Raw genomic sequence first — 26,493 nt, 5'->3', positions numbered from 1 at the left:
GTGGCCTACGTTAGATCAGCTGCTGTGATGACGTCCAGAAGGGTGCGAAGGCATGGGGATTGGGCATTCATCTTGGGGCCGGATTGGACACGACTGTCCATATCCGGCCGCTGGAAATGGATCGGGTATAGCCGATGAAAGAGCGGTAGGGGGAGTGTGCCTTGAGTCGTTATAGGTACCAGGTCGCATTTCTACGTGGCCGTGAACTACGACGAATGCAACAGTCCAGATGGAAGAGTGCAATGACGATGCAACTGAGATTGAGTGATGAACAGTGGCAGCAGGTGATGAGGCAGCTGCCAGGAATCCTTGGGGTTCGCGCGCAGCGCGACGTGCAGCGCTATCGCACTTTCATCGACGAAGTGCTGTGGGTGGTCGGCAACGATCTGGTGTGGCATGAGCTGCAGCCGGCCACCTGTGGCTGGCGCAGCGTCTACATGCGCTTCCAGCGCTGGGGCGATGCCGGCGTATGGGCGATCGTCCTGCGCGTCATCGAAGATAATCCGATGCTGTGTGAGGCGCTGCAGCGGCGCCTGGACGAGCAGCAACGCTCCCGCGAGCGGCGATTGCGCCGAGCACCTGCCTTCGTGCCATCCCCGACGGCGGCGATGACGCCAGCCGACGCGCAGCCAGTGCCCCTGCGCGCGCAGAGCGATGATGACGATGCTGCTGTCCGCCCGTTGCCGGGGGGGCCGAAGCTTACGTTGGGCAGTGCCGGATCCTGGGCCCGTGGCGCGGAGCTCGACGTGATGCGCCGTCGTGCGTGAACTGCCGGCTCCCTCGCTGGACTGGGAAACGTGCGTGCCGGCTGCGGATGCGCCTGCAGGCCGTGTGCTGTTGCTGGTGGCACGGACCGAGCTGCACATGCGCAGCTATCTGCGCAATCACGGTTTCTCCGTGCAGGTCGTGCATGAGAGGGCGCACCTGGAGCGCCTTCTGCAGCGCTCAGCGCATGACTTCGTGTTGATCGATTCCGATGAGGTGGGCGCCGAAGGCCTGATGATCTGCCATCGATTGCGTACCCATGGGCACCTGGTACCGATCCTGCTGCTCAGCACGAGAGGAGAAGCAACGGATCGCATCATGGGTCTGGAGATGGGCGCCGACGATATCCTTGGAAAACCGTTCGAACCGCGTGAGGTCGTGGCGCGATTGCGTTCGCTGCAGCGGCGGCAGCGCATGACGCTGGCTACGGCGCTGTGGAGCGCGACAGGCAGTACATCGTTCGGACCGTTTGTTCTCAACGGAGCAACCATGGAGCTGCGTCGCAATGAACAGCCGGTGATGCTGACCAGTACCGAACTGCAGCTGTTGCGAATCTTCCTGCGCCATCCTGGCCGTCCGTTGGGACGTGACTATCTGCTGGAGAGTCTGAAGGGCGCAGGTGCAGATGTGGCGGACCGCAGCATCGATGTGCAGGTGTCGCGCTTGCGCCGCAAGCTGGGTGAGGATACTGCGGCGCCCCGTTTTCTGCGGACCGTCTGGGGTATTGGCTATGTCTTCCTGCCAGGCGTGTAGATGGAACCGGTGCGGCTGTCACACCCCGACACATCTTCGAGGCGTACGGCAATACTCTGCAACCCGTGCATGGATAGCATCGGTCATGTCGGAACTGGCGATCGCCACAGGATTTGAAGGAAATGGATCGTGGCGCACCCCGGATTGCCTGGACCGACCCCGGCAGGGCGGTATCGGATCGTCGCTGTACATGGCTCCCCGGCCCCGATGCCGCCTTGCCACCTTTGAGTTGACCAATCAAGGCGACGTCGGCGCCGGGCAGCACGCAGATGGCAGGTGATGAAGCGATGGGTAAAACACCATGTGCAGACCCTCAGGCGACGGAAGTCGGCATGCACAGGCTGACGGATGTGCAGTGGTCGCAGCTGCTTGAGCGCCTGCCGGGCAGTGTGGGTACGAGGGCCCGTGGCAACCAGGGGCATTACCGCCGTTTCGTGGAGCAGGTGCTGTGGGTGGTCGACAACGATGTTGTCTGGCATGAGCTCAAGCCTGACAGAGGAAGTTGGCGCAGTGTCTATGTCCGGTTCCTGCGCTGGAGCGACAACGGCATATGGCCAGGCGTCATCGACGCGCTGGCAGCGGATGAACCGCTGGCACAAGCATTGCGGGACCGGATAGAGGAGCATCGAAGCTATCGGCACCGTTGCGCGAACAGCCACGTCCCGGCGCCCGACGGTGTTCCTGCATCGCGCCGTTTCGGGCGTTGAGGCGAAGCGGCGTCGCTGCCATCTTCACCTGTTATCCCTGCAGCGACGCTAAGGTGAGCCGGCCTGGGCTCACCAGGCTTATCAGGGAGTGATGTCGATGCGTATTCTCAGGAAAATGATCGTGGGTGCCGTGTTCGCATTGGCCTGCAGCGGCTCTGTTGCCGTGGCCGGGCCGATTCCGCCCTGCGATCTGCCCTGCTGGAAGGCCTATCAGGCGTGTCTGTCCGGTGGCGGTGATGCCATGGAATGCCAGTACGAGTACGACCGTTGCATCATGGAGCGCTGTGGCGCCGTCTAAGCCCAGCCATGATGGGCTGTTGGCGAGCCCCGTCTCCGACGGGGCTCTTCTGTTTACGCGCAAGGTCGGGCAGTCTCGACGTGTCCTTTCCAACGGAAGCGTGCCATGGCCGTCAAACGCGTCGTCGCCAACATCGCCACGTCCGATCCGTCGCGCGCCGCCGCGTTCTATGGCGACCTGCTCGACATGGCCGTGCTGATGGACCACGGCTGGATCGTCACCCATGGCGGCCAGGGCAGTGCGCTGGCACAGGTCAGCTTCGCCAGCGAAGGCGGCGCCGGAACCCCGGTGCCGGACCTGTCGATCGAAGTGGACAACCTGCAGGAGGTGCTGGAGCGCATGCGCGCGGCCGGCATTGCGCTGGAGTACGGTCCCGTTGATGAACCCTGGGGCGTGCGCCGCTTCTTCGTGCGCGACCCGTTCGGGCGGTTGTTGAACATCCTGGCCCACGCCTGAGCGAAGGGGCTGCCTCTCAGCGGCGTTTGCCACCACGCGCCAAGGCGGGCGAGATGCCGACCATGCGGAGGCAATCGGCCACCACCGCCGCGATGAAGGCGTCTGCATCCTGGGCCGGTGCCGCGATCAGGTCGTCGGTGGCGCCGTGTACGCCAGCATAGATCAACGATGCGGTGACCTGCGGTGCCGGCAACTGCCACAGGCCGGCGGCGATGCCCGCGTCGAGGATCTCCCGCAGCTGCTTCTGGATCGCATTGCGTTCGGCATTGCCGCGCTGGTGATGGTGGTGGTTGGCGAACACCACGTCGTGCAGCGCATGGGTACGCACGTAGAGCTCGATGTTGGCGCGGATCCAGGCGCGCAGGCGTGCCACGCCATCATGGGCGGGATGCTGCTGCACGGCGAGATCCACCCCATCCATGAACTGCCGCGTATAGCGCTGCGCCAGCGCCTGCAGGATTTCGGTGCGCGAGGCGAAGTAGGTATAGAAGGTGCCCTTGGCCACGTCGGCGGCAGCGACGATGTCGCTGATGGTGGTCGCTTCCACGCCCTGCGACAGGAACAGCGCCTGCGCGGCGTCCATCAGTTCTTCCTGGCGGGTTTCGGCGGGCTTGGTGCGGGGCCTGGCGACAGCTGGGGTCTGCATGGTGGGCGTGGTCCGGGTGCGGCGGCCACCATTCTAGCTGCCCTGTGCAGACGACTGACCGTCAGTCATTGACCGACGGTCAGTCAGTGGCTACGATGCGCGCACGCCCTCCGCGGGATCCGTTCATGCATCGCTTCCAACGGCCAGCCCTGGTGCTGGCGGCTTATCTCGGCACGTTCCTCGCCTCGCTGGACATCAGCATCGTCAACGTCGCCCTGCCGACCCTGCAGCAGGCACTGCGGACCGACATGGCCGGCCTGCAGTGGGTGATCAATGCCTATGCGATCGCGCTGTCAGCGCTGATGCTGTCGGCCGGTCCGCTCGGGGACCGCTATGGCCATCGGCGGATGTGGCTGCTCAGCGTGGCGACCTTCACTCTCGGCTCGTTGCTCTGCGCCTGTGCCGGCAACCTGTCGATGCTGGTGGCCGGGCGCGCGGTGCAGGGCGTCGCTGGTGCGCTGTTGATTCCCAGCGCGATGCCGATCCTCAGTCATGCGTTTCCTGATCCGCGCCAGCGTGCACGTGCGATCGGCGGCTGGTCGGCGTTCAGTGCCCTGGCCCTGGTGCTTGGACCGCTGCTGGGCGGGGTGCTGGTACAGCGTGCCGGTTGGCCGAGCATCTTCCTGATCAACCTGCCGTTGGGCCTGCTGGCGCTCATACTCGGTGCCTGGAGTATTGCCGAACGCCTGCATCCAGAGCATGCCGCGTTGGATCCTGCCGGGCAGCTGCTCAGCATGGTCGCACTGGGTGCGCTGAGCTACGGCCTGATCGCGATCGGCGAGCATGGTCTGCTGGCCCCGTTGACGCTGCTGGCGTTGGGCGTCGCAGCCGCCGGGTTGATCCTGTTCGGCATCGTCGAACGCCTGGTGGCACGACCACTGCTGCCCCTGGACCTGTTTGCCAGCCGCCGCTTCGGCATGCTCAACCTGGCTTCGTTCGTGCTGGGCTTCACCGCCTATGCCAGCCTCTTCTTCCTGTCGCTGTTCTTCCAGCAGGCACAGGGCCATGGTGTGGCACTGGCGGGAACGCAGCTGGTCCCGCAGTTCCTGTTGATGGGCGCGCTGTCGCTGCTGTTCGGCCGGCTGGTTACCCATATCGGCCTGCCGACCGCACTGGTGTTGGGCTATGCCCTGACCGGGGTGTCGCTGTTGGCGATGACCACGTTCGAACCGGATACGTCGCGCTGGCACGCCAATGCACTGCTGATGCTGCTTGGCGTTGGAATGGGCCTGGCGGTGCCGGCCACCGGCATGGCGGTCATGGCCAGCGTACCCCCCGAGCGCGCGGGTATTGCCTCGGCCACGATGAACGCATTGCGCCAGGCTGGCATGAGTCTGGGTATCGCCTTGCTGGGCAGCCTGATGAGCATGCGTGCGGTGCAACAGTTCGCCAGCTCCGCACAGGTTGCCGGGCAGTCAGGCGTGGCCGAGCAGGCGCGCGCGCTGGTTCTGCGGCACACCTCGATGGTGTCCACACCGCAGATGCTGGCCTGGTACCGCAGCGCGATGGCCAGTGGCTTTGGCTGGGCGATGGCCGTGGCGGGTGCAATGGCTCTGCTGGCGGCCATCGGCCTGCAGCGGCAGCGGTTGCGGGACTGACTACGGGCTACTCATCCCTGCTGGCGCTTCGGGTCGTCCGCCAGGGTCGTGGACTGGCCCTGCTGCTGCCGCGTATTGGCGTGGCGCGCATGCCCGCCTTCGCGACCGATCGCAGCCATGTGCTGTCGATCACGGCTGATCGCTTCGCCGCCTTTGCGACCCGCGACGCGCGCTTCAGCAGGACTGAACTCATGTGCGTTGCCGGACGCATGCGCAGCGCGTCCACCCTTGGCAGCGATCTCGCGCTGCTTGCCCTGGTCCATCGAGGCGAAACCCCGATTGGAGGTGCCGCGTTGCTGGTCAGCCATGTGAAATCTCCCGTTGCGTGGGTGTCGCCGCGTTCGACGACGGCGACCATCGTTGGCCATGGCACGCTAAGTCCAGGTCGCCATCTTCAGGGTCGCTTTCACCTGGCCTGCGCATCCGGTTGACGGTGATGCCCATTCAGGCTGGCGCCGCGCGTGCTGCCGCCAAGGCCATGCCGCCGACGATGGCTGCGATCGTCTCAACTTCGGCTGCCGCTGCTGTTGCTCCAAGCCGTGTCTGCAGGGCGCCGTGCGAGACAGCGAAGACGATTGCCTGACCGAGCAGGGCGTGGGTGCGCAGCAGCGTCTCAGTGCTGGATGCATCGGTGCCTCGCAGACGGGCCACGCACTCGGCCAACGCGCCATGCAGCGGCCCGAACAGCTCACGGTGGGCGCTGGCGAATGCAGCCGTCGGCTGGATCTGCTCCCGGGCCAGCAACAGGGTCCGTGGGCCTGCATCGGATGCAGCCAGCAGCGCGTGCACGAATGCCCGCATCAGCCGCTGCAACTGCTGTGCGGCCTGGCGTGGACTGGAGGGTGGCACGCTGGGCAAAGGCAGCTGTTCGGCGATGGCCTGTGCGGCGCGCTTGAGCACGGCGGCATACAGTTCCAGCTTGCCGCCGAAGTGGTAGGGAATGGCTGATTGGCTGCAGCCCGCTATGTCCACCAGCTGGCGAGTGCGCACGCCCTCCACGCCGAACGCGCTGAACAGCTGAAGCCCGGCCTGCAGCAGTCGGGCTCGGGTCTGCTCGCTGCGCGTCTCGGCTGCCCGCTGTCGCGCCGGTGTCTGCAGGTGGGCGATGAACTCAGGCATCGGCCCGCATCAACCAGGTGGAGTTTTCGTTGAGGGCTACGCCGGCGTTCTCGCCGACGATGACCGTACCGCCGATGTTGGCCATGTGCCGGCCGAACGCGCAGTTTGGTTCGAAGGCGAAGCACATGCCGGCCTGCAGGGGCAGTTCGCGCCCGACGGTCGGCAGCGGCGCGATATGCGCATATCGCGTGGCCTCCGGCAGCGCTTCGATGCCCGGTGCACGGCCGAAGCCAACCGGTCCATAGGGGTTGAGGCTGTGGACCAGCGGGTGCACATGCCAGCCACGGGCCTCCAGCAGGGGGGCTTCCATCGCGTCGACGACATCGCCGAAGGTATTGCCCACGCGCAGTGCGGACAGGCCTGCCTCGTAGCTGCTGCGGGCAACGGTGGCGGCGCGATGGATGTCGTCGTGCACCTCGCCGATCGCAACCGCAGCCTGGTGCTGGGTTTCCATCAGCCCGTACAGGGCGAAGATCTCCGACAACACCAGATCACCATCGCGCAGGACGCGCGGCGGCTGCGCACGGTACTGCCAGGCGGGTGGCCCCCAGCCTACATACTCTGGACCCGAGCCGAGCAGCACTTCGGCGGTATAGCCCCCCAACGAGAAACAGGTGGCGGTTACTGCGGCAACCAGTTCGGCTTCGGAAACACCAGGGCGAGCAGTGGCACGCAGCGCCTCGCTCATCGATTCACCGATCCAGGCGGCGTGCGCGATCAGCGCCAGTTCCTCCTGGCTCTTCACCGAGGCACGCTGGAAGAACGCCCGAAACACCGGTACGAATTCCGCGCCCGGTACCGCCGCCTGCATGCCCTGCAGGGTGCGTGCGGGCATCGCACCGTCGAAGTAGAACGGCGGATAGGGCTCCAGCCCCAGCACGCCGATGCGCGCCGAGTACAGGCCGCACTGCTGCAGCCAGCGGCCGACTTCCTGACCGGATTTCCCTACCCAGAGTTGCTCGGGTGCGATCCATTGCAGGTCGCCGCGCAGGCCGGCCTGGAGGTGGTCGGCGATCATCAACGAGGCGAAGGTGAATACCCGTGGCGGCTCGTCGCCGACGAATACCACGATCGAGCCCGGGCGATCGTTGGTGAAATAGCAGTCCGGGGAAAAGCCAGCCGGGGCGGCAGCCTCCCGATCGCCATGCACGACCAGTGCATCGAGCTGCTCACTGGCCATGAGGTCGCGGGCCAGGGCCCAGCGGCGATTGCGTTCGTCCAGGCTTAGTGGTGCCGGTGGCGTGCGCATGAGAAGAACTCCAAGGGGAAGGTGCGCGCAGGCTCGATCACGCAGATGAATGAATCAACCGCTTGAAATGGGTTCGGGTGTGCTCTGCCGCGGGTGCAGCGGAAGTGGGCGATTGCGCAGCCGTGCCGGTGATCGCGGCGTGGTGCCGGCCGATGTTGCTAGGATGGGCGACGACGCCACTCACCTGGCCTCGACAGGGACGTAGAAAATGAACAGGATTGGATTGATCGTGGTGCTGGCATGTGCCGCGCCGGCCCACGCCGCCAGCAGCCTATTGACCGGCAGCTTCGTCCACGTTGGCTATTCGGCCAACGATGAGCAACTGCCCGCTGCGCAGTTGCCGCTGTTCCTGGACGAGCTGCAGGACCTGGGCAACGATACGATCATCCTCGGCCAGACCCGTGCCACGCGCGCTGGCGTGGGATGCGCCAGCGGCGTGCAGGACTTCGAATGGATCGCCGGTTTCCCCGGCAAGCTTGGCACGGTGCTTGATGCTGCGGCGGCGCGCGGCATGAAGGTCGTGGTCGGCACCACCTACAGTTCGGGACAATGCGGCGCCTTCTGGCAGGGCCGGAACGCGACGGCGGTGGCGCAGGATGCAGCGCAGGCGTTGGCCCAGCTCGGCCAGCAGTACGGTTCGCATCCGGCCTTTGCGGGCTGGTACATCACCGACGAGCCGGCACAGGCGTCGGCTGATCGTGCGCCCTTCTATCGTGCGATCGTGACGGCGCTCAAAGGCAGCACGCCTTCGCGGCCGGTGATGGTCGCGCCCTACCTGGCGTCATCCAGCGTCGATCCGGCCAGTGTGGCCAACGCTGCAGCGGCGTTCCGCACGGCCACCGGCGTGGACGTGCAGATCTGGCAGGATGGCATCGGCGCGGCCTCGCATGCCAGGTTGTTCCAGTGGGACCGCCCGGGACATTCTACCGAGGAGTATTTCCAGGCGCTGTCGGCAACGCTGGGTGCTGACGGCCTGTGGGCCGACATCGAACTGTTCAACCATGGCAGCCCGTTGTTCATGGATACCGGCAACGGGCTGTCCGGCGCCTACCGGCCGGCCTCGGTACAGCGCATCAACCAGCAGTTGTGGAGTGCACGTTCGGCTGGCAAACGCGTTGCCTGGCTCAACCAGTACCACATGTCCGAGGTGGTCGGCCCTGGCCAGGGCCATGTCGAAGCGCCACGGATGATGAACACCTACCGCGGGTTGTATGGCCTGGGTGCCTCATACATCGTTGATCCGGTGCAGACCACCTACAGCTACAGCGTGGCGCCGGATGCGAACTATCCCGACGGCACAGGCCACGAGCTGTTCGACCGCCGGGTGGGCGATCCGCGCAACCCGATGGATGCCGGCTGGGTGGGCGTGCATGGCAACGTCGCCGTCACCATCGATCTCGGCCAGCGCCGGCAGGTGGACTGGATTGGCCTGCACACGATGACACGCCCCGCCTGGGGCATTCTCACTCCCACCTCTGTGGAAGTGATGTGTGCCGAGCCGGGCACGCCTGCCGTAAAGATCGGCGCGCTGTCAGCGCCCTTCACCCAGGCCGGGCTGAGCGCTTCAACCGAAGAGGAATACGTGCTGGGCAACGTGGCGCCGCTGGCCGCGCAGTGCCGCACACTGGAGCTACGCGTGGCCAATGGCAGCTGGACCTTCCTCAGTGAAATCGAGATGGCGGCGGAGCAGTAAGGGCGTCAGCGCACGCGCCCATCGCGCAGTCGCTGCGCGAAGGGTCGCTGCTCAAGCGCTTGCAGCGTGTCGCGCAGCACCTGCTCCAACGACTGCCCGAGATCGACGTCCAGGCTGCGTGCCGCGCGCGCCGTCGCCTGCCACTGCGCCTGCAGCGCCGGCAGCGACTGCAGTGCATGCGGGCTCAGTTGCAGGATGCGCTCGCGGCTGTCTTCGCCGACGGCGGTGTGCAGCCAGCCGTCGCGCACCATCGCTGAAACCGTCTGGCTGAGCGCCGAATGGCTGAGCCCGCAGGCCAGCGCCAGGTCCTTGATACGGCAGGGCCCCTGCGCCATCAGCGTGCGCAGCACCGGCGTGTAACGCGGCCGGTAGTCCAGTTGCAGATCGCGATAGGCTTGCTCGACGGCCGGGTCGAGCTGATCAAGAAGAGCACGTAGCAGGGTGCCCAGGGTGGCATGTTGGAGATCCATGGTCGTGATGATATATAAGCACTTACATATCATCAATGCGGGGTGGGGCATGGCGGTTTCGTGGATGCTTGGCGCGCTGCTGGCAGCCTCCTGCCCTGCACAGGAGGCGGTGCTGCAGGCGGCGGCCACGGCCATACAGGCGCAGTACCTGGACGCGGCGGAAGGTGCCCGCATCGCCGATGCCCTGCGTGGTTGGTCGAACGAACAGCGCTACGCCGATGCGTGTGCGGATCCGAAGGCCTTCAGCTTGCGCCTGAACCAGGACCTGGACGTATTCGATGGCCATTTCCACGTCGAGCGGGTGGATGCCAGCGCCGGACAGGACGATTGGCTGATGGCCTGGCGCGCCGACGCCCGCAGCAACGGTGCAGGCGTGCGCGAGGTAAAGGTGCTGGAGGGCAATATCGGTTACCTGCGGCTGAGCACTTTCTATCCGCTCGACCTGGCCAGGCCGAAGCTGTCTGCTGCCTTCACCCTGCTGGCCGACACCGATGGGCTGGTGCTGGATCTGCGCCAGAACGGCGGCGGTGATGACGGCAGCGCCGACCTGCTGGTGCGTACCTTGCTGGATGCGAACATCACCCAGGTGCAGGCACTGGAGCAGCGTGGCCGACGTACCCCGGTGCCGTTGCCACCGGCGAGCCTGCCGGCGTACCTGAAGCCGCTGGTGGTACTGATCGACCGCCGCACCGGCTCGGCTGCCGAATATGTCGCCTTTTCGTTGCAGGCGCTGGGTCGCGCGCGCATCGTTGGCAGCCGCAGTGGCGGTGCCGCACATATGTTCGATGATCCTGTGCTGCTGCCGGATGGCTATCAGATCAGCATTCCGGACCGGCAACCGATCAATCTCCGCACCGGTGGCAACTGGGAGCGCACCGGTGTCAGGCCCGACGTCGCCGGTGGTGACGATCCACTGTTCGTCGCCCGTCAGTTGTTGGCCATGCCGGCGTCGTCAAGATGAACGCACAATTGCAACCATGCCCTATCGCAGACGACATGCAGCGTGCCTAGAATCGATGCATCCCGGTAGTTCCCGGGCGCTTCGAGTGAATGGACTCAATGAAGATTCTGTTGACCGGCAGTTCCGGGCGGATCGGGCGCGCGATCTTCGGCGCGTTGGCGGCGGCCCATGAAGTGGTGGGGCTGGATCGCAGTCCGTTCGCCACTACGCGCATCATTGCCGATGTCACCGATCGTCAGGCGGTCACGCGGGCGGTGCAGGGTGTCGACGCGGTCATCCATACCGCGGCGCTGCATGCCCCGCACGTCGGGCTGGTGCCGGATGCGGTGTTCCAGCAGATCAACGTGGACGCCACCGCACACCTGCTGCAGGCCGCGCGCGAGGCCGGTGCACGGCGCTTCGTGCTGACCAGCACCACCGCCCTGTACGGTCACGCGGTGGTGGCCGGCGGCTGCCGCTGGATCGACGAGGACACCGAGCCCCTGCCGCGCACCATCTACCATCGCACCAAGCTGCAGGCAGAGGCCCTGGCCGAAGCTGCAACCGCGCCGGATTTCAGTGTGCGCGTGCTGCGCATGGGCCGTTGCTTCCCGGAACCGCCCGAGCGCATGGCGATGTTCCGCCTGCACCGTGGCATCGACGCGCGCGACGTGGCCAGCGCGCACGCCGCGCTGCTGCTGGATGAAGGCGCTGCCTTCGCCCGCTATCTCGCCTGTGCACCGACCCCGTTCCGGCGCGAGGACTGCCTGGAGCTGGCCACCCAGCCGCGCAACGTGCTGGCCCGGCGCGCGCCACAGCTGCTGGCCGAGTTCGAACGCCGCCGTTGGCCGCTGCCGCTGAGCATCGATCGCGTCTACGACAGTGCCCGTATGCGGCGGGCGTTGGGGTGGCAGCCGCGCTTCGGCCCGGACGATGTCTTGCAGCAGTACGCGGCTGGCAGCATCGAAGTGCTGCCGCGGGCGGAATGGATCAAGGACCGCGTGGCCGAATAGGGCGGCAGCAGGGCGGGTTCCTGACCCGACCCTGAGTACGTTCAGCAATGTGCAGGACGGCCGCCTCAACCTCGTTGGCGGGCGGCCGCTAACCCGGTGCGCTTCCTGTGCTGGGCCCGGCCCGGCGACCGGTGGCCTGCGCGATGGATCGCGCGCCTGCGCGGTGCCCTCGCGGTGCCGGTCGTCCTGAACTGCCTTGCGGATCCTTCCATGCCTTCTTCCCGCTCCGTCGCCGCCCGCCGCCCGGGCAGCATCGCCCACAAGCTGATGCTCGGCACCGCCGTGATCGCGCTGCTGTGCTTCGGCCTGACCGCGTTCCTGATCTATCGCCAGGCCAGCGCCAGCCTGGTCAATGCCTCGCGCCAGACCATGGCCAGCGAAGCCACCGCCGAGGCACGCCAGGTCGCGGCCGACCTCGGCACGGCTTTCGCCAGCAACGATGCCATGGTTGAAAGCGTGCTGGCCCAGCGTGCCCGTGGCGACGTGCCCGATCGCGCCAGCCTGGCGGCGGTGCTCGGCGAACAGCTGCGTACCCATCCGGAATGGCTGGGCAAGAGCACCATGTGGGAAGCTGATGCCTTCGATGGCAAGGATGCCGAGTTCGTCAACACCGAGGCGCACGATGCCACAGGTCGCTACATGAGCTACTGGGCCTGGCACGATGGCACGCCGCAGCAGTCGACGATGACCGACTACACCGAGACCGCCAGCGGCTCCGGCGACTGGTACATGGTACCCAGCCGCGACAAGCTGGCGAAGGTGAGCGAGCCCTACGCCTATGACATCGGCGGCCAGCAGGTGCTGATGAGCACGCTGAGTACGCCGATCGTCGAAAACGGTACGTTCCTCGGCGTGTTTACCGTCGACTTCTCGCTGGCCGCGCTGCAGAAGCACCTGGCCACGCTGAAGCCGATGGGCGCCGGCCGCGTCGAGCTGCTCTCGCCCAATGGCGTGGTGCTGGCTTCGGCCAATCCCGCTGAAATCGGCAAGCCGCGCAGCGATGCACTGACCCGCAGCATGCTGGCCGACATCGCCGCCGACCGCCGCTTCGAAGCCTTCACCCCGGATGCGGCCGGCAACGTGCGTGTGTACGTACCGCTGCGCGTGGGCGATGCCCCGCAGCGCTTCGCACTGGGCGTGGTGATGCCGCATGCGGTGATCGTGGCAGAGGCGCGCCAGCTGCTGTGGCTGACCTTGCTGGTCGGTGTGGTGGCCGCCTTGACCCTCAGTGCGGGTGTCTACGTGCTGCTGCGCCGCCTGGCGATCCGGCCGCTGGCCGAAGCGGTGCGCGTAGCCGGCGATGTCGCCGCGGGCAAGCTGGACAGTGCGCTGCCGACGCGCAGCAATGACGAAGTGGGGCGCCTGCTGGAGGCGATGCAGGGCATGCGCGGCCAGCTGCAGTCGGTGATGGCCGCGCAGTCCGAAATGGCGCGTCGCCACGATGCCGGCGAGCTCAGCTACCGCATGGACGCCTCTGTATTCCCCGGCGAGTACGGCCGCATGGTGGCCGACAGCAACCAGCTGGTAGCCTCCAGCAATGCGGTCACCCAGCGCCTGGTCGAGGTGATGCAGCGCTACGCAGTGGGTGACCTCAGCGTGGACATGGAAGCATTGCCGGGCGAGAAGGCAGTGTTCAGCGCCGCGATGGCCACCACCAAGAGCAATCTGGCGGCGATCAACGATCAGATCCAGCAGCTGGCTGCTGCAGCCGCTGCCGGTGACTTCGCGGTGCGCGGCGACGCCCTGCGCTTCGACCACGATTTCCGCCGCATGGTCGAAACCCTCAATACCATGATGGAGGTCAGCGACCACAACCTGGCCGAGCTGTCGACGCTGCTGCGCGCGATCGCCGCCGGCGATCTGAGCGCGCGCATGCAGGGTGACTTCCATGGGGTGTTCGCGGTGATGCGCGACGATGCCAACAGCACCGTGCAGCAGCTGACCCGGATCGTTGGCCAGATCCAGCAGTCGGCCGCCAGCATCCGCCTGGCCGCCGGTGAGATTGCCGCCGGCAACAGTGACCTGTCACGCCGCACCGAGCAGCAGGCGGCGAATCTGGAAGAAACCGCCGCTTCGATGGAAGAACTGACCTCCACCGTGCGTCAGAACGCCGACCACGCGCTGCAGGCCAATACCCTGGCGGGCTCCGCTGCAGGTGTCGCCAGTGAAGGTGGCCAGGTGGTCAGCCAGGTGGTGCAGACCATGGAGCAGATCGAGGCCTCCTCGCAGCGCATTGCCGAGATCATTTCGGTGATCGATGGCATCGCCTTCCAGACCAACATCCTGGCACTGAACGCGGCAGTGGAGGCAGCACGCGCCGGTGAGCAGGGCCGTGGCTTCGCTGTGGTCGCCAGTGAAGTGCGCGCGCTGGCCCAGCGTTCGGCGGGTGCTGCCAAGGAGATCAAGGGGCTGATCGACGCATCGGTGGCACAGGTCGGTGCCGGAGCGCAGCTGGTACACGGCGCCGGACGCACCATGCAGGAGATCGTTGGCCAGGTCGGCCGGGTCAACGAGATCATGGCCGAGATCTCGGCGGCGTCGCGCGAGCAGTCGGCGGGCATCGAGCAGGTCAACCAGACCGTGGTGCAGATGGACGAGACCACCCAGCAGAACGCTGCGCTGGTGGAGGAAGCCAGCGCCGCAGCGCGGGCGATGGAAGAACAGGCCGAGCAGCTGGCGGTGGCGGTATCGCGCTTCCGGCTGCAGGCCGAGCCGGTAGCCGCGGCACGCTACGCGGCCTGAGCCGCGGCTGGCACAAATGAAGACGCCCGGCAAAAGCCGGGCGTCCTTGTTTCAGCTTGCTGGCATGCCGGTACCGGGTCCGGCAATCGCAATCGTTCAGAACATGCCTTCGAAGGGGTTCCAGCTGGCTTTGCCCTTCACCTGCTCCAGGTAGTAGCTGTAGTTGGTGCTGGCGGCGACCAGGAAGTTCATGGCAATGAACAGTGGACGCGCAACGACATCCGGCAGGAACAGGGAGACGATGCCCAGCACGATGCCGATGCCGATCACCACCAGCGCCTTGCGCCACATCCCCAGGATGAGCAGGTAGATGAAGCCGAAGAAGAACGCGAAGAAGTTGATGTTGATCTTCAGGCGGTCGCCGAAGGACAGCGCCTTCCAGGCGTGTTTGAATCCCGGCTCCTTGGGAGCACCGTGCTGCTGGAAGAAGTTGAAGCGGAACTGCCACTTCGGGCTGAAGCGGGTGAGGTCGACTGCGTTCATTGACGATTACGTCCTTGTAGGAAAACGATTACATGATACGAGGCCGCCGGTTCAGGAAACTACCCTCAACCGTCAAAAATGTGACGCGCCCAGCATGTGCAGGTCTGCGGCGGGGCGCCGCACCGTCACCCATCCGCCTTGTTTTTAGGATAGGGTGCGCAGTTCCGCCGCCGCCCCAGCTGATTCCGGGCAGCGGCGGGATGTCCATGGAGGTTGCATGACCACACCTGCTACACCGGAAAACGCACCGGGACCGGTGCTCCTGCCGACACCTGAAGTGGTGCAGGCACAACAACTGCTCGCACGCCAGCAACTGGCGGTGGCAATGGACCGTGCGCGCACGGCGGCCACGCAGAACGCGGCACCGGCCGCGCTGGAAAGCGAGTAACCCGCAACACCGCCGATCGCGCTGGCCAGCCGCCAGCGCGATCGCGGCGCGCGTCGCCGGTCAGAAGCGCGCGGTCATGCTCAGGAAGTAACTGCGCCCGGCCACGAAGTAGTCGGTGGAGCCTTCCGCGTACAGCTTCTTGTCGGCCAGGTTGCTGACGCCACCACGCAGGGTCAGTACCTCGTTGACGTTCCAGGCGGCGGTCAGGTCATACAGGGTGTAGGCCTTGAGGAAGGTCGTCGCCGTGCCGGTCTGCTTGCCGGTGTACTGCGCCGACAGGCTGCTGGAGAACGTCGTGTTGGGCGTCCAGTCCAGCGACGAGTAGCCCGAGAACTCCGGGGTATCGATCAGGTTCCTGCCGGTGGTCAGGTTCTTGGCTTCCTTCATCCAGGTCGCCGAGGTGCGCCAGCGCCAGTGCTCGCCGAAGCGGACGTTCAGGTTGCCTTCCATGCCGCTGGTACGCGCGCGCTGCACGTTGCTCATGCGCGTCCACCAGATGCCGTTGAACTTGCCCAGCGGTGCGTATTCGATCTTGTTCCTGAAGTCGGTATGGAAATAGGTCAGGCCGGCATCGACCAGGTCGTTGTCGAAGCTGATGCCGATCTCGCGGTTGGTGCTGGTTTCCGGATCCAGGTCCGGATTGCCGGCCATGTAGCAGCCGCCACGGGTATAGCCCAGCGGGATCAGCGAGGTGCAGCCACGGCCGCCGGACTGGGTGGCAGCGCTGGGCGAGTTCTCGGTCAGGCTGGGCGCACGGAAGCCCTTGGAGACGCCACCGCGGACCGTCCACTGTTCGGCCGGATGCCAGACCAGGTACGCACGCGGGCTGACGTGGCCGCCGAACTTCTCATGGTGGTCCAGGCGCGCGCCCAGGGTCAGGGCCAGCGTGCGGTGCAGCTTCAGCTCGTCCTCGACGAACAGCGCCCAGGTATCCACCTGCAGGTCGGAGCCGTTGACCGCGTTGCCTGCGTAGTCGATCGGCGCGCGGCCGATGGTGTCGGTGTTGGTCAGTTCCTGGCGCTTCCACTGGCCACCCACGGCGAACTGGTGTTCAACACCCAGGGTGAACGGCGTGGTCAGGCTGCCCTCGATGATCGTATCGGTAGCCTCGGAGCGGCCGGTGGCGCCGATGTCATTCTTGTACTCGGTCCAGTACGCGCTGATCTTCGAGTTGCCGAAGCTCCACTTTCCATCGTGGTTGAGCGCCAGCGAACTGCGCTTGAGTTCACTGGCACCCCAGGCGCCTTCGTCCTGCTTTTCCAGCGAGGCATCGATGAAGGCCTGCTGCACGCCATGGCCGGCTTCCAGCGACAGTTCCTGCGCATCGCTGAGCTTCCATTGCAGCAGTGCGTCGACGTTGCGGTCCTTCTCGCCGGCATAGGCATTGCCGTAGACGCCGCCGTTGGACTGGTCCGAATCGCGGCGCATGCTGTTGGCACCGATGCGCAGGCCGAAACGTTCGCCGAGCGGGCCGGAGAAGGTCGCGCCGATCTGCTGGGTGTCACCGCGCTTGCCGTCACCGGGGCGGGTGTAGCTGTGGGTGGCGCTGCCGTTCCATTCGTCGCCGATGCGGCGGGTGATGATGTTGATCACGCCGCCCATGGCGTCGGAGCCGTACAGCGACGACATCGGCCCGCGGACCACTTCGATGCGCTCGATCTGGTCGGGCGAGATCCAGTTCAGATCCTGGCGGCCAAGGTCGGGTCGATAGTTGGTCGAGGCCGAACTGCCCATGCGCTTGCCGTCCACCAGCACCAGCGTGTAGTTGGACGGCATGCCGCGCAGCTTGATCTTGGACTGCTCGCCAACGGCGCTGAGGCCGCCTGTCACGCCCGGAACGCGGCTGAGCAGGGTGGCCAGGTCATGCACCGGCTGGCGCGCGATGTCCTCGCGGCTGATCACGCTGATGCTGGCCGGGGCATCCTTGATCCATTGCTGGTTGCCCGAGGCGGTGACCACCACGGTATCCAGGTCCTTGGTGGAGGCATCGGCACTGGCTTCGGCGGCGGCCAGGCCGGGGAGGGCAAGCAGGCAGGCGGCAGACAGGGCGGTGGCCAGGCGGGTGCGCGGCAGGCGCGCACTACGGAGGTGGGACGACAGGGACATGACGGCTTCCATCGGAGGAGGGAGACCCGGTGGAAGCAACAGGCGCAAGCAGTCAGCAGGCAGCCCCTTCCATGGGTCGTTGGGCGCGCGGCTCGAACCGGCGCAGCTGGGTGGGTCTCGGCCGCACGAAGACGGTGACCTGCCTGGTTAATGAAATGATAACCGTTCGCGTTTGTTACGATCCAGTACCTGGGGCGATGAAGCGACATCCACCTGCCCCGCCCGGAGATCGCCTGCTGTTTGCTGAATGGGGGTAAATCCCGGCGTAGACCTTCGCGCGCGGCTTACATCCAGCGCCCTAGACTGGCGCCGCATTTTCGATTCCGCCCCGTTGGAGATCGTGTGGGTTCCGGTAGTGACAGACATCGACTGTGCGGCCACAGGCCGGCACAGCCAGGACAAGTGCGGGCGCCGGGAAGGCGCGCCGGGAACCTTCGTGCATGCAGCCCGGCCGGGATGGCCGGCCGTGCCGACTGCGCGGAGTAGGCGGCGATGGGGGGGCAAACCATCCACGCGGAAGCGGATACGCCCCGGCTTGACGCCGGCTGGGCGCTGCTGCCTGCTGAATCGCCACTGCAGATGCCCGAGCAGACCCTTCGCGACGGCCAGCTGAAGGTCCGCAGGCATCGCACATCGCCGCGCATGATCGGCCTGCGTCGGCTGTACATCTTCGGCGGCACCTTCGCCATGACCGCCATCGCCACCCGGATGATGTGGCGGGTGCTGTCGGCCAATGGCATCAGTGTGCTCGAGGCCTGCCTGCTGGTGCTGTTCGTGGGGCTGTTCGCGTGGATCGCACTGTCCTTTGCCAGCGCCGTGGCCGGCTTCCTGACCGCGGTGTTCGACCGTGGCTACCGCCTCGGCATCGACCCGGACAAACCGCTGCCGACCGTGCACAGCCGCACCGCGCTGCTGATGCCGACCTACAACGAAGACCCGCGACGGCTGCTGGCCGGCCTGCAGGCGATCTACGAATCGGTGGCCGCCACCGGGCAGCTGGAACGTTTCGACTTCTTCGTGCTCAGCGATACCCGCCGCGAAGACATTGCACGGGCCGAGGAGCAAGTATTCGCCGAGCTGCGCGAGCGCGTGCCCGACGGCCAACGACGGCTGTTCTACCGCCGCCGCGGTGACAACGGCGCGCGCAAGGCCGGCAACATCGCCGACTGGGTGCGCCGCTTCGGCGGAGCCTACCCGCAGATGCTGATCCTGGATGCCGACAGCCTGATGACCGGTGACAGCATCGTGCGCCTGGTTGCCGGCATGGAACACAACGCCGACGTTGGCCTGATCCAGACCCTGCCCTCGGTGATCGGCGGCCGCACCCTGTTTGCCCGCATGCAGCAGTTCGGTGGCCGCGTGTACGGTCCGGTGATCGCCCGCGGCGTGGCCTGGTGGCACGGTGCCGAGAGCAACTACTGGGGCCACAACGCGATCATCCGCACGCGCGCCTTCGCCGATCAGGCCGGCCTGCCGGCGCTGCCGGGCCGCAAGCCGTTCGGGGGCCATGTGCTCAGCCACGACTTCGTCGAAGCGGCGCTGATGCGTCGGGGTGGCTGGGCCGCGCACATGGTGCCGTACCTGGGCGGCAGCTATGAGGAAGGGCCGCCGACCCTGACCGACATGCTGGTGCGCGACCGCCGCTGGTGCCAGGGCAACCTGCAGCACGGCAAGGTGGTGGGCAGCCGCGGCCTGCATTGGATCAGCCGCGTGCACATGCTGATCGGCATCGGCCATTACTTCACCGCGCCGATGTGGGCGATGCTGATGCTGATCGGCATCGCCATCCCGTTGTTCCAGGAGGGCATCGACTTCAACGCCCTGCTGCACCTGTCGCCCAGCGTGTACTGGCGCGCCCAGGACGAGGAACAGGTGGTACGCCTGTTCGCTGCGACCATGGCGGTGCTGCTGATGCCCAAGGTCCTGGGGTACCTGGCGATGCTGCTGGACCCGGTCGACCGTCGCGGCTGCGGCGGCGCGATCCGCGCATTCGTGTCGATGCTGGTGGAGACCGTGCTGGCCGCACTGATGGCGCCGGTGGTGATGTACGTGCAGTCGCGTGGCGTGGCCGAAGTGCTGTCCGGCCGCGATTCGGGCTGGGACGCCCAGCAGCGCGACGACGGCGGCATTTCCTGGATGGCGCTGATCCGCGGTTACGGTGGCCTGGGCGTGTTCGGCGCCTTCATGGGCGTGCTGGCGTGGGCGGTGTCGCCGTCGCTGGCGGCGTGGATGGCACCGGTGGTGATCGGCATGGTGCTGGCCATTCCGGTGGTGGCACTTACGTCCTCGCGGGGCCCGGGCGCCTTCCTGCATCGCCTTGGCCTGCTCGATATCCCCGAGGAGAACATCCCGCCACCGGTACTGGTGCGCGCCGCCCAGCTGCGCCGGGAAGCGGCCGAGCAACCGCCGCTGTACTGATTCCCCTGTGCCAGCGGCATAATGCGGCTCGAACTTGAAGGAGCCGCATCATGCTGCAAACGGTGGAACAGGAAACCGGCGCTTCGCCGCAGTGGTCGGTGATCTGGCTGCACGGCCTTGGTGCCGATGGCCATGACTTCGCGCCGATCGTGCCGGAACTGGTACGCCCACACTGGCCGGCGCTACGTTTCGTGTTCCCGCATGCACCGGTGCGGCCGATCACGATCAACAACGGCGTGCCGATGCGCGGTTGGTACGACATCGTTGGCATGGACTTCCGTTCGCGTGCCGACATGACCGGCGTGCAGGAATCGGTACTGCAGCTGGATGCGCTGATCGCCCGTGAGATCGAACGCGGCATCGCGCCGGAAAAGATCTTCCTGGCCGGTTTCTCGCAGGGCGGTGCCATCATCCTCACCGCCGCGCTGTCGCGTACCGCGCCGCTGGCCGGCCTGATTGCGCTGTCCACCTACCTGCCCGAAGCCGAGGCGGCCAAGCGTATTGAAGGTGCAGTGCAGGTGCCGGTGTTCATGGCCCACGGCAGCGCCGATCCGGTGATTCCGCAGGCAGTGGCCGCGCACAGCGCGCAGGCACTGCAGTCGCTGGGCCTGGCGGTGGAATGGCATAGCTACCCGATGGCCCACCAGGTCTGCGCTGAAGAGATCCAGGCGCTGGGTGACTGGCTGCAGGAACGCCTGGGCGTCGCCTGAGCCATGCCCCCGGCCAGCACACCGCCGTGGATGCCGGAACTGTGCCGCCTGCCACGGCTGGCGGCGATGCTCGGCCTGGCCGAGCTGGTCGTGGTGGTGCTGGCCCTGGCGCCCGACGGCAGCCGCCACTGGACCTTTGGCGAACTGCTGTCGGCCAGTGGCTTTGCGCTGTGGCTGGCGCTGGCGGTGACCGCCAGCCTGTGCCTGCTGCGGCAAGCGCTGTCGAAGCTGCCGCAGATGCTGGGCGCGGCCGCGGCGATTGCGTTGGCGGCGCTGATCGCGGTGGTCTGCGCCGGCATCGTCCACGCCCTGTATGCGGTGCTGGGGGACAACTTCGCCAGCGGCATCAGCTTCTGGCGCTTCACCCTCGGCAGTGCCGCAACCACCGCACTTATCACCGCACTGGCCCTGCGCTACTTCTATGTGAGTGATCGCTGGGCCGCACAGGTGCAGGCCAACGCGCGCGCGCAGGCCGATGCGCTGCAGGCACGGATCCGCCCGCATTTCCTGTTCAACAGCATGAACCTGATCGCCAGCCTGCTGCATCGCGACCCGGCAGTGGCCGAGCGCGCGGTGCTCGACCTGTCCGATCTGTTCCGCGCAGCCTTGGGTGCGGGCGAGGGCGATTCCACCCTGCGCGACGAATGCGAGCTGGCCGAGCGCTACCTGTCGATCGAATCGCTGCGCCTGGGCGAACGCCTGCAGGTGCGCTGGCAGCGCGACGAACCGCTGCCATGGGACCTGCCATTGCCGAGGCTGGTACTGCAGCCACTGGTGGAGAATGCCGTGCTGCACGGCATCTCGCGCCTGCCCGGGGGCGGCACCATCGAACTGCAGCTCGTCCGCGAGGGCAATGAGCTGCAGATCCGCGTACGCAATCCGGCGCCCGATCCGCAGGCCCCGGGGCTGGCCCTGGCGCGGGGCGCGGGTCATGCCCAGCACAACATCGGCCATCGCCTGGCCTGGCGCTTCGGCAGCACCGCGCGGATGACGGCCGGCTGGAGCGAGGGCTACTATGCCTGCCAGGTGACAGTGCCGATCCAGTGAGGGGACGATCGTGAGGGTAGTCATCGCCGATGACGAACCGCTGGCACGCGAGCGGCTGCGCAGCTTGCTGGCAGCGCAGGAAGGCGTGGATGTAGTGGCCGAGGCCGGCAACGGCGAGCAGGCCCTGCACGCGTGCGCGGAACTACAACCTGACCTGGTCCTGCTGGATATCGCGATGCCCGGACTGGATGGCCTGGAAGCCGCCCGCCACCTGGCCAGCTTCGAGCCGCGTCCGGCGGTGGTGTTCTGCACCGCCTACGACGCGCATGCGCTGTCGGCGTTCGAGGCGGCCGCGATTGATTACCTGATGAAGCCGGTACGTGCCGAGCGGTTGGCGGCAGCGATCGCACGTGCACGCACGTTCCTGGCCGGCCGTGACGGCCAGCCGCAGGACCACCGCGGGCAGCAGGCCCGCAGCATGTTGTGCGCGCGCCTGCGCGGCAGCCTGCGCCTGATTCCGCTGGACGACATCCATTACCTGCAGGCCGAAGAGAAGTACGTGGTGGTGCACCACGCGCGCGGCGAGGATCTGATCGAGGAGTCGTTGAAGTCGCTGGAAGAAGAGTTCGCCAGCCGCTTCATCCGCATCCATCGCAACTGCCTGGTGGCGCGCCACGAACTGGTCGAGCTGCGCCGTGGCACGGGTGGGCAGGTGCAGGCGGTGCTGCGGCATGGCAAGCAACCGCTGGAAGTCAGCCGCCGCTGCGTGGCGACACTGAAGCAGGAACTGCGGCATCTGTAGGTTTTCCGCGCGGCCTGCGGCCGCGACTGCTTCGAAATCAACAGCAACAGCAACAGCAACAGCGGGTTGGTCGGCTCTGTATTGCTGCGCGTATGGCGCAACGGTGTGGACATGCAGGGGACGCCGTGAACCCATCCATGGGGGCTTGGTCGCCGCATCCATGCGGCTCACACCCCTGCATGCCCACACCGTTCCGCCTTCGACAGATTTCAGCGTCGGACGGCAAAGGCATTGTTGTTATCGGGCGGGGAAAGAGGGGTCAGATCCCTTTTCCTGCGGAAAAGGGATCTGACCCCGGACGCCGCCGGCTGTTGCTTCTGCTTCTGCTCTTTCTTTTTTCTTTTGATCTTCCGTGGCTGACGCACACGGAAACTGTCAGAGGCCGGGCGGGGTGGGTGCGCGGGGGTGTCCGCGGCATGGATGCCGCGGCCAAGCCCCCAAGGATGGGTTTACGGCGTCCCCCGCGCACCCACCCCGCCCGGCCAAGCACAGCTGTTGCTTGCACGACCACACCAGCCACGAGGGGCTCCGCCGTTGGCCGTATCCCGCCGATAGGCGCGATAATGACCGGATGGAAACCGTCCGCATCGCCACCCGCAAGAGCCCGCTCGCCCTCTGGCAGAGCGAACACGTCGCCGACCGCCTGCGCCAGGCACATCCCGATCTGCACGTGGAACTGGTGCCGATGAGCACCCGCGGCGATGAAGTGCTTGACCGCTCGCTGGCGGCCATCGGTGGCAAGGGCCTGTTCCTCAAGGAACTGGAACTGGCCATGCTGCGTGGCGAGGCCGACTGCGCGGTGCACTCGTTGAAGGATGTGCCGATGGAACTGGATGCGCCGTTCGCGCTGCCGGCGATGCTGACTCGCCACGATCCGGCCGATGGCTTTGTTTCCAACTTGTATGCCTCGCTGGATGCGCTGCCGATCGGTGCGCGCGTCGGCACATCGTCGCTGCGTCGGCAGGCGCAGCTGCGCGCGCTGCGACCGGACCTGCAGCTGCTGGACCTGCGCGGCAACGTCAACACCCGCCTGGCCAAGCTCGACAACGGCGGCTACGACGCCATCGTGCTTGCGGTGGCCGGGCTGGAGCGGCTGGGGCTGGGCGAGCGCATCGTCGCCCGCCTGCAACCGCCGCAGTGGCTGCCGGCGCCGGCACAGGGCGCGGTTGCGGTGGAATGTGATGGCAGCAATGCGCGCTTGATGGCGCTGTTCGCCGGCCTGGATGACGCGGCTACCCGTGCCTGCGTCGAGGCCGAGCGGGCGATGAACCGTGCGCTGCATGGCAGCTGCCACGTGCCGGTAGCGGCGATCGCGCAGTGGCAGGGGCAGGATCTGCACCTGCAGGGGCTGGTCGGCAGTGCCAGTGATGGCCGCGCGGTGCGCGCCGAGGCGATCGGCCCGGCCAGTGACCCGGAAGTACTGGGCCAGCGCGTGGCGAAGATGCTGCTGGATGCCGGTGCCGGCGAACTGCTGAACGTCTGAGGCATCGCAGGTAGTGCCGGCCGCTGGCCGGCAACCTCGTGCCCCGATTGAATGCAGTTGCCGGCCAGCGGCCGGCACTACCGAAAGAAGAACGGGCGCCTTTGGCGCCCGTTTCTTATTTGAATTTGTAGACCACGTTCATCGTGGTCAGCGTATCGGTCTTGCGCTTGTCCTCGGCCACGTCACTGTTGTAACGCGCCTGCCAGCCGGCCTTCAGCGCCAGGTGCTCGTTCATGCTGACCGAGACGCCGAAGTCGTTCTGGCCGAAGGTGTTGTACGAACCCGATTCGACCAGGAGGGTGTTGACCAGGTCGGTGTTGTCGGTCAGCGAGTACTTCAGGTCGAACAGGCCACGACCAATCATGCCGGTGCGGGTGCGGTCGTCTTCGGTGCTGTGGGTGCGGCGCACACCGGGGCCGATCTGCGCGTCGAACGAGAAACGCTCGGTGTTCCACAGGCGGGTGCCGTAACCCAGACCGAACGAGCTCTGGCGGTCGTAGGTGGCGAAGTCGTCACGCTCGGTACGTACCGTCGCGGTCAGCTGGCGATGCTCGCCCAGCTGCAGCGCGCTGCCGGCACTGCCGGTGTAGCGGTTGGCGGTGGTGTTGTTGCGGCGGGTGGTGGTGCCGTCGTCGTTGGTCTCGGTCACCTTGGAGCTGGAGCGCAGGCCGAACAGGTCCATGCTGTGCACCCAGTCGCCGTCGGTGTAGCGCAGGCGCAGGCGACCGTTGAAGCTCTCGGTGCTGCTGTTGCCGCGTGCCGAGGCGAAGCCGAGCTCGCCGCCGCTGCCGCTCCACGGCGAAGACATCGCCGCCAGTTCGGAGGCGTCCTGCGCATACGCAAGCGGCGCGCACAGCAGCAGGGGGATCAGCAGGGACACACGCAGGGACATCGGGGCTTCTCCGAAGCGGTTGACAGCCGGTGATGATACTGGAAGCGTGATGGCGGTCCGAATCGATCCAAAACGCGCTTCAGGAAACGTTCCTGCCGCCAGCCCATTCAGGGTAGATCGACGCGCAATGCCGGGTCGTTGAAGCGCGAATAGCGCAGGCGCAGCTGGAAGCTGCGGCCGTTGCTGCTGCCACTGCGTACGATCTGCCGAGGCAGGCCCTGCGCGTCCACCCAGTACTCCATGCGTTCGCCGGGCTGGGCGCCGCGCAACCGGTAGTGGCGGGTTTCGACCCCATCCAGGGACTGGCTGCCGAGGTCTTCGGCCCGCAGGTCGGCGGGCAGGGCATCGGCCGGCAGCGGGTTGCGCCATTGCTCAAGCAGGCCCGGCGGGGTCGGGACCTGGCGGACCCCGCCGTCGGCCTGCAGGAACATGGTGTCGCCGATGATCGTCTGCGGTCCGGCCGCGGTCTGCAGCCGGAATCGATCGGGGGCGACGAAGTCCATGGCGCTGCGCACAGGTTCCGGCGCACCCAGCACCTCCAGCTCGGCATGGAAGCTGCGCAGGGTGGCGAAGCGTTGGCTGGCCGCCAGCACGGCCTGCGCCGGATCGGCGGCAGGGACGGCGGCCTCAGTGCCGGCCGGAGCCGGTGCGCGATCGCAGGCGGCCAGCAGCAGGCAGGCCAGCAGGGGCAGGGCAGGCAACCGGCGCATCGGGTGTTCCATGGGGCGGGGGGCGCCCACGATAGCCCAAACGTCCCACACAAGACCCGCGACTCGGACATAATCGGGGGTATGGACCGATACGAACGCATCACCGCCCTGCATCGTCTGCTCAAGTCCGCGCGCTATCCGGTGACGGTGGCGACCCTGCAGGACAAGCTCGGTTGTTCCCGCGCCACCGTCTACCGCGACCTGGCCTTCCTGCGCGATGCGCTGATGGCACCGATCGAGGGCGACGGCGAGGCCGGCTTCCGTTACCAGGCCGACGAGAGTGACCGCTTCGAGCTGCCCGGCCTGTGGCTGAGCTCGGAGGAGCTGCACGCCCTGCTGGCCTCGCAGCACCTGCTGGCACGGACCGGCGGCGGCGTGCTGTCCTCGGTGCTGGCACCGCTGCAACAGCGCATCGAGAGCCTGCTGGCGGCCCAGGCCGGCGTCTCCAACTGGCCGGTGGACCGTGTGCGGGTGATCCCGCACCGTGGCCGCAAGTTCGACGAGGGCAGCTTCCGCAGCGTGGCCTCGGCCGTGCTGGAGCGCCGCCAGCTGGCGTTCGAGTACCGCGCACGCTCCACCGACGAGCCGACCAAGCGCACGGTCTCGCCGCAGCGCCTGACCCATTACCGCGACAACTGGTACCTGGATGCCTGGGACCACGACCGCGAGGCCCTGCGCAGTTTCGCCGTGGACCGCATCCACAAGGCGCGGGTGGTCGACAGCACCGCCCGCGACGTGGCAGACAGCGAGCTCGACGAACAGCTGGGCGCCAGCTACGGCATCTTCTCCGGTGCACCGAAGGGCTGGGCGACCATCCTGTTCAGCGCCAAGGCCGCGCGCTGGGTGGCCGACGAACACTGGCACTCCAAGCAGCAGGGCCGTTTCCTGGCCGACGGCCGCTACGAGCTGAAGGTACCGTACAGCGTCTCCCGCGAACTGCTGATGGACGTGCTGCACTACGGCTCGGATGCCGAGATCGTCGAACCGGTGATGCTGCGCGAGCAGGCCAAGGCGCTGCTTGAGCTTGCCCTGAGCAACTACGACAACTCCTGACCCTCCCCCCGA

At 66.7% G+C, this 26,493-nt stretch carries 26 protein-coding genes; 17 read left to right on the top strand and 9 right to left on the bottom strand.

What is annotated here, in order from left to right; translation table 11 throughout:
* Window positions 1–242 precede the first annotated feature (242 nt).
* The 5 genes from V9K93_RS06450 (at window position 243) to V9K93_RS06430 (ending at window position 2,979) form a co-directional block, all read left to right on the top strand.
* Window positions 243–767: a transposase gene (locus V9K93_RS06450; protein ID WP_337302228.1), complete on the top strand. Its 525-nt coding sequence runs from the start codon at window positions 243–245 to the stop codon at window positions 765–767.
* Window positions 760–1,518 carry a winged helix-turn-helix domain-containing protein gene (locus V9K93_RS06445; RefSeq protein ID WP_197617743.1) on the top strand — a complete coding sequence of 253 codons (759 nt, stop codon included), beginning with the start codon at window positions 760–762 and terminating at the stop codon, window positions 1,516–1,518. The genes V9K93_RS06450 and V9K93_RS06445 overlap by 8 nt, the downstream gene beginning before the upstream one ends.
* A 269-nt stretch (window positions 1,519–1,787) precedes the next feature.
* A complete protein-coding gene (locus V9K93_RS06440) occupies window positions 1,788–2,225 on the top strand; it encodes a transposase (protein ID WP_337302227.1) in 438 nt (145 codons plus the stop codon).
* Between the two features lie 97 nt (window positions 2,226–2,322).
* Window positions 2,323–2,523 carry a hypothetical protein gene (locus V9K93_RS06435; protein ID WP_136638511.1) on the top strand — a complete coding sequence of 67 codons (201 nt, stop codon included), beginning with the start codon at window positions 2,323–2,325 and terminating at the stop codon, window positions 2,521–2,523.
* A gap of 105 nt (window positions 2,524–2,628) precedes the next feature.
* Window positions 2,629–2,979, top strand: coding sequence for a VOC family protein (locus V9K93_RS06430; RefSeq protein WP_197617746.1), 351 nt, complete (start codon window positions 2,629–2,631; stop codon window positions 2,977–2,979).
* A gap of 16 nt (window positions 2,980–2,995) precedes the next feature.
* On the opposite strand, the gene V9K93_RS06425 is transcribed toward V9K93_RS06430, so the two are convergent.
* Complete coding sequence (locus V9K93_RS06425) at window positions 2,996–3,625, bottom strand: TetR/AcrR family transcriptional regulator (protein WP_337302226.1); 630 nt, start codon at window positions 3,623–3,625, stop codon at window positions 2,996–2,998.
* A 125-nt stretch (window positions 3,626–3,750) separates the two neighbouring features.
* Between V9K93_RS06425 and V9K93_RS06420 the strand changes: the two genes are divergently transcribed.
* Window positions 3,751–5,223, top strand: coding sequence for an MFS transporter (locus tag V9K93_RS06420; RefSeq protein WP_295376439.1), 1,473 nt, complete (start codon window positions 3,751–3,753; stop codon window positions 5,221–5,223).
* An 11-nt stretch (window positions 5,224–5,234) separates the two neighbouring features.
* Here the strand turns inward: V9K93_RS06420 and V9K93_RS06415 are convergent, their stop codons facing one another.
* The 3 genes from V9K93_RS06415 to V9K93_RS06405 form a co-directional block, all read right to left on the bottom strand.
* The gene (locus V9K93_RS06415; protein WP_136638507.1) at window positions 5,235–5,531 is read right to left on the bottom strand and encodes a KGG domain-containing protein; all 297 of its coding nucleotides are present in this window, start codon (window positions 5,529–5,531) and stop codon (window positions 5,235–5,237) included.
* Between the two features lie 136 nt (window positions 5,532–5,667).
* Window positions 5,668–6,342: a CerR family C-terminal domain-containing protein gene (locus tag V9K93_RS06410; RefSeq protein WP_136638506.1), complete on the bottom strand. Its 675-nt coding sequence runs from the start codon at window positions 6,340–6,342 to the stop codon at window positions 5,668–5,670.
* Window positions 6,335–7,591 (bottom strand): M24 family metallopeptidase, encoded by a 1,257-nt coding sequence (locus V9K93_RS06405; protein WP_136638505.1) that lies wholly within the window; start codon window positions 7,589–7,591, stop codon window positions 6,335–6,337. The genes V9K93_RS06410 and V9K93_RS06405 overlap by 8 nt, the downstream gene beginning before the upstream one ends.
* Window positions 7,592–7,799: 208 nt before the next feature.
* On the opposite strand from V9K93_RS06405, the gene V9K93_RS06400 reads away from it, so the two are divergent.
* The gene (locus V9K93_RS06400; RefSeq protein WP_308518098.1) at window positions 7,800–9,284 is read left to right on the top strand and encodes a DUF4434 domain-containing protein; all 1,485 of its coding nucleotides are present in this window, start codon (window positions 7,800–7,802) and stop codon (window positions 9,282–9,284) included.
* 5 nt (window positions 9,285–9,289) lie between these two features.
* On the opposite strand, the gene V9K93_RS06395 is transcribed toward V9K93_RS06400, so the two are convergent.
* Window positions 9,290–9,754 carry a MarR family winged helix-turn-helix transcriptional regulator gene (locus V9K93_RS06395; protein ID WP_046984799.1) on the bottom strand — a complete coding sequence of 155 codons (465 nt, stop codon included), beginning with the start codon at window positions 9,752–9,754 and terminating at the stop codon, window positions 9,290–9,292.
* Between the two features lie 49 nt (window positions 9,755–9,803).
* On the opposite strand from V9K93_RS06395, the gene V9K93_RS06390 reads away from it, so the two are divergent.
* The 3 genes from V9K93_RS06390 to V9K93_RS06380 all read left to right on the top strand — a co-directional run bounded on the left by V9K93_RS06390 (window position 9,804) and on the right by V9K93_RS06380 (window position 14,449).
* Window positions 9,804–10,715 carry a S41 family peptidase gene (locus tag V9K93_RS06390; RefSeq protein WP_136638503.1) on the top strand — a complete coding sequence of 304 codons (912 nt, stop codon included), beginning with the start codon at window positions 9,804–9,806 and terminating at the stop codon, window positions 10,713–10,715.
* Between the two features lie 98 nt (window positions 10,716–10,813).
* On the top strand, window positions 10,814–11,707 hold the full coding sequence (locus V9K93_RS06385) for an NAD-dependent epimerase/dehydratase family protein (protein ID WP_046984801.1): 894 nt from the start codon (window positions 10,814–10,816) through the stop codon (window positions 11,705–11,707).
* 210 nt (window positions 11,708–11,917) lie between these two features.
* Window positions 11,918–14,449 (top strand): methyl-accepting chemotaxis protein, encoded by a 2,532-nt coding sequence (locus tag V9K93_RS06380; RefSeq protein ID WP_295376453.1) that lies wholly within the window; start codon window positions 11,918–11,920, stop codon window positions 14,447–14,449.
* Window positions 14,450–14,545: 96 nt separating this feature from the next.
* Here the strand turns inward: V9K93_RS06380 and V9K93_RS06375 are convergent, their stop codons facing one another.
* Window positions 14,546–14,932, bottom strand: a complete 387-nt coding sequence (locus V9K93_RS06375; RefSeq protein ID WP_046984802.1) for a DUF2628 domain-containing protein — start codon at window positions 14,930–14,932, stop codon at window positions 14,546–14,548.
* 217 nt (window positions 14,933–15,149) lie between these two features.
* On the opposite strand from V9K93_RS06375, the gene V9K93_RS06370 reads away from it, so the two are divergent.
* Window positions 15,150–15,320, top strand: coding sequence for a hypothetical protein (locus tag V9K93_RS06370; protein ID WP_169050326.1), 171 nt, complete (start codon window positions 15,150–15,152; stop codon window positions 15,318–15,320).
* A gap of 60 nt (window positions 15,321–15,380) precedes the next feature.
* On the opposite strand, the gene V9K93_RS06365 is transcribed toward V9K93_RS06370, so the two are convergent.
* A complete protein-coding gene (locus V9K93_RS06365; protein ID WP_337302225.1) occupies window positions 15,381–17,426 on the bottom strand; it encodes a TonB-dependent receptor domain-containing protein in 2,046 nt (681 codons plus the stop codon).
* A 492-nt stretch (window positions 17,427–17,918) separates the two neighbouring features.
* Here V9K93_RS06365 and mdoH point away from each other — a divergent pair, with 492 nt between their 5' ends.
* The 5 genes from mdoH (at window position 17,919) to hemC (ending at window position 23,826) form a co-directional block, all read left to right on the top strand.
* Entirely contained in the window at window positions 17,919–19,844 is a 1,926-nt protein-coding gene (gene mdoH / locus V9K93_RS06360; protein WP_046984804.1) for a glucans biosynthesis glucosyltransferase MdoH, read from the top strand.
* Window positions 19,845–19,894: 50 nt separating this feature from the next.
* Window positions 19,895–20,554, top strand: coding sequence for an alpha/beta hydrolase (locus V9K93_RS06355; protein WP_136638499.1), 660 nt, complete (start codon window positions 19,895–19,897; stop codon window positions 20,552–20,554).
* Between the two features lie 3 nt (window positions 20,555–20,557).
* On the top strand, window positions 20,558–21,601 hold the full coding sequence (locus V9K93_RS06350) for a sensor histidine kinase (RefSeq protein WP_211195189.1): 1,044 nt from the start codon (window positions 20,558–20,560) through the stop codon (window positions 21,599–21,601).
* A gap of 10 nt (window positions 21,602–21,611) precedes the next feature.
* Window positions 21,612–22,343 carry a LytR/AlgR family response regulator transcription factor gene (locus tag V9K93_RS06345; RefSeq protein WP_046984806.1) on the top strand — a complete coding sequence of 244 codons (732 nt, stop codon included), beginning with the start codon at window positions 21,612–21,614 and terminating at the stop codon, window positions 22,341–22,343.
* Window positions 22,344–22,914: 571 nt separating this feature from the next.
* Window positions 22,915–23,826, top strand: coding sequence for a hydroxymethylbilane synthase (gene hemC / locus V9K93_RS06340; RefSeq protein WP_046987541.1), 912 nt, complete (start codon window positions 22,915–22,917; stop codon window positions 23,824–23,826).
* 115 nt (window positions 23,827–23,941) lie between these two features.
* Here hemC and V9K93_RS06335 read toward each other — a convergent pair whose 3' ends face one another.
* Window positions 23,942–24,718, bottom strand: a complete 777-nt coding sequence (locus V9K93_RS06335) for a DUF481 domain-containing protein (protein WP_046987542.1) — start codon at window positions 24,716–24,718, stop codon at window positions 23,942–23,944.
* Window positions 24,719–24,825: 107 nt separating this feature from the next.
* Entirely contained in the window at window positions 24,826–25,428 is a 603-nt protein-coding gene (locus V9K93_RS06330) for a LolA family protein (RefSeq protein ID WP_046987543.1), read from the bottom strand.
* Window positions 25,429–25,509: 81 nt separating this feature from the next.
* On the opposite strand from V9K93_RS06330, the gene V9K93_RS06325 reads away from it, so the two are divergent.
* Complete coding sequence (locus V9K93_RS06325; protein ID WP_046987544.1) at window positions 25,510–26,481, top strand: helix-turn-helix transcriptional regulator; 972 nt, start codon at window positions 25,510–25,512, stop codon at window positions 26,479–26,481.
* Window positions 26,482–26,493 lie beyond the last annotated feature (12 nt).

Origin of the sequence: Stenotrophomonas sp. CCNWLW162, assembly GCF_037203745.1 — a bacterium.
GTDB classification, from domain to species: Bacteria; Pseudomonadota; Gammaproteobacteria; order Xanthomonadales; family Xanthomonadaceae; genus Stenotrophomonas; species Stenotrophomonas maltophilia_AQ.
Note: the sequence above shows the minus strand (reverse complement) of the source record. Positions and strands in the feature narration are given on the sequence as shown.

What these genes read in the sequence shown, in the direction of transcription:
- hemC (WP_046987541.1), top strand. Translation starts at nt 22,915, where the DNA reads ATGGAAACCGTCCGCATCGCCACCCGCAAGAGCCCGCTCGCCCTCTGG.
- V9K93_RS06370 (WP_169050326.1), top strand. Translation starts at nt 15,150, where the DNA reads ATGACCACACCTGCTACACCGGAAAACGCACCGGGACCGGTGCTCCTG.
- V9K93_RS06400 (WP_308518098.1), top strand. Translation starts at nt 7,800, where the DNA reads ATGAACAGGATTGGATTGATCGTGGTGCTGGCATGTGCCGCGCCGGCC.
- V9K93_RS06355 (WP_136638499.1), top strand. Translation starts at nt 19,895, where the DNA reads ATGCTGCAAACGGTGGAACAGGAAACCGGCGCTTCGCCGCAGTGGTCG.
- V9K93_RS06450 (WP_337302228.1), top strand. Translation starts at nt 243, where the DNA reads ATGACGATGCAACTGAGATTGAGTGATGAACAGTGGCAGCAGGTGATG.
- V9K93_RS06350 (WP_211195189.1), top strand. Translation starts at nt 20,558, where the DNA reads ATGCCCCCGGCCAGCACACCGCCGTGGATGCCGGAACTGTGCCGCCTG.
- V9K93_RS06365 (WP_337302225.1), bottom strand. Translation starts at nt 17,426, where the DNA reads ATGTCCCTGTCGTCCCACCTCCGTAGTGCGCGCCTGCCGCGCACCCGC.
- V9K93_RS06380 (WP_295376453.1), top strand. Translation starts at nt 11,918, where the DNA reads ATGCCTTCTTCCCGCTCCGTCGCCGCCCGCCGCCCGGGCAGCATCGCC.
- V9K93_RS06415 (WP_136638507.1), bottom strand. Translation starts at nt 5,531, where the DNA reads ATGGCTGACCAGCAACGCGGCACCTCCAATCGGGGTTTCGCCTCGATG.
- V9K93_RS06375 (WP_046984802.1), bottom strand. Translation starts at nt 14,932, where the DNA reads ATGAACGCAGTCGACCTCACCCGCTTCAGCCCGAAGTGGCAGTTCCGC.
- V9K93_RS06335 (WP_046987542.1), bottom strand. Translation starts at nt 24,718, where the DNA reads ATGTCCCTGCGTGTGTCCCTGCTGATCCCCCTGCTGCTGTGCGCGCCG.
- V9K93_RS06325 (WP_046987544.1), top strand. Translation starts at nt 25,510, where the DNA reads ATGGACCGATACGAACGCATCACCGCCCTGCATCGTCTGCTCAAGTCC.
- V9K93_RS06395 (WP_046984799.1), bottom strand. Translation starts at nt 9,754, where the DNA reads ATGGATCTCCAACATGCCACCCTGGGCACCCTGCTACGTGCTCTTCTT.
- V9K93_RS06330 (WP_046987543.1), bottom strand. Translation starts at nt 25,428, where the DNA reads ATGCGCCGGTTGCCTGCCCTGCCCCTGCTGGCCTGCCTGCTGCTGGCC.
- V9K93_RS06390 (WP_136638503.1), top strand. Translation starts at nt 9,804, where the DNA reads ATGGCGGTTTCGTGGATGCTTGGCGCGCTGCTGGCAGCCTCCTGCCCT.
- V9K93_RS06410 (WP_136638506.1), bottom strand. Translation starts at nt 6,342, where the DNA reads ATGCCTGAGTTCATCGCCCACCTGCAGACACCGGCGCGACAGCGGGCA.
- V9K93_RS06430 (WP_197617746.1), top strand. Translation starts at nt 2,629, where the DNA reads ATGGCCGTCAAACGCGTCGTCGCCAACATCGCCACGTCCGATCCGTCG.
- V9K93_RS06420 (WP_295376439.1), top strand. Translation starts at nt 3,751, where the DNA reads ATGCATCGCTTCCAACGGCCAGCCCTGGTGCTGGCGGCTTATCTCGGC.
- V9K93_RS06385 (WP_046984801.1), top strand. Translation starts at nt 10,814, where the DNA reads ATGAAGATTCTGTTGACCGGCAGTTCCGGGCGGATCGGGCGCGCGATC.
- V9K93_RS06425 (WP_337302226.1), bottom strand. Translation starts at nt 3,625, where the DNA reads ATGCAGACCCCAGCTGTCGCCAGGCCCCGCACCAAGCCCGCCGAAACC.
- V9K93_RS06435 (WP_136638511.1), top strand. Translation starts at nt 2,323, where the DNA reads ATGCGTATTCTCAGGAAAATGATCGTGGGTGCCGTGTTCGCATTGGCC.
- mdoH (WP_046984804.1), top strand. Translation starts at nt 17,919, where the DNA reads ATGGGGGGGCAAACCATCCACGCGGAAGCGGATACGCCCCGGCTTGAC.
- V9K93_RS06440 (WP_337302227.1), top strand. Translation starts at nt 1,788, where the DNA reads ATGGCAGGTGATGAAGCGATGGGTAAAACACCATGTGCAGACCCTCAG.
- V9K93_RS06405 (WP_136638505.1), bottom strand. Translation starts at nt 7,591, where the DNA reads ATGCGCACGCCACCGGCACCACTAAGCCTGGACGAACGCAATCGCCGC.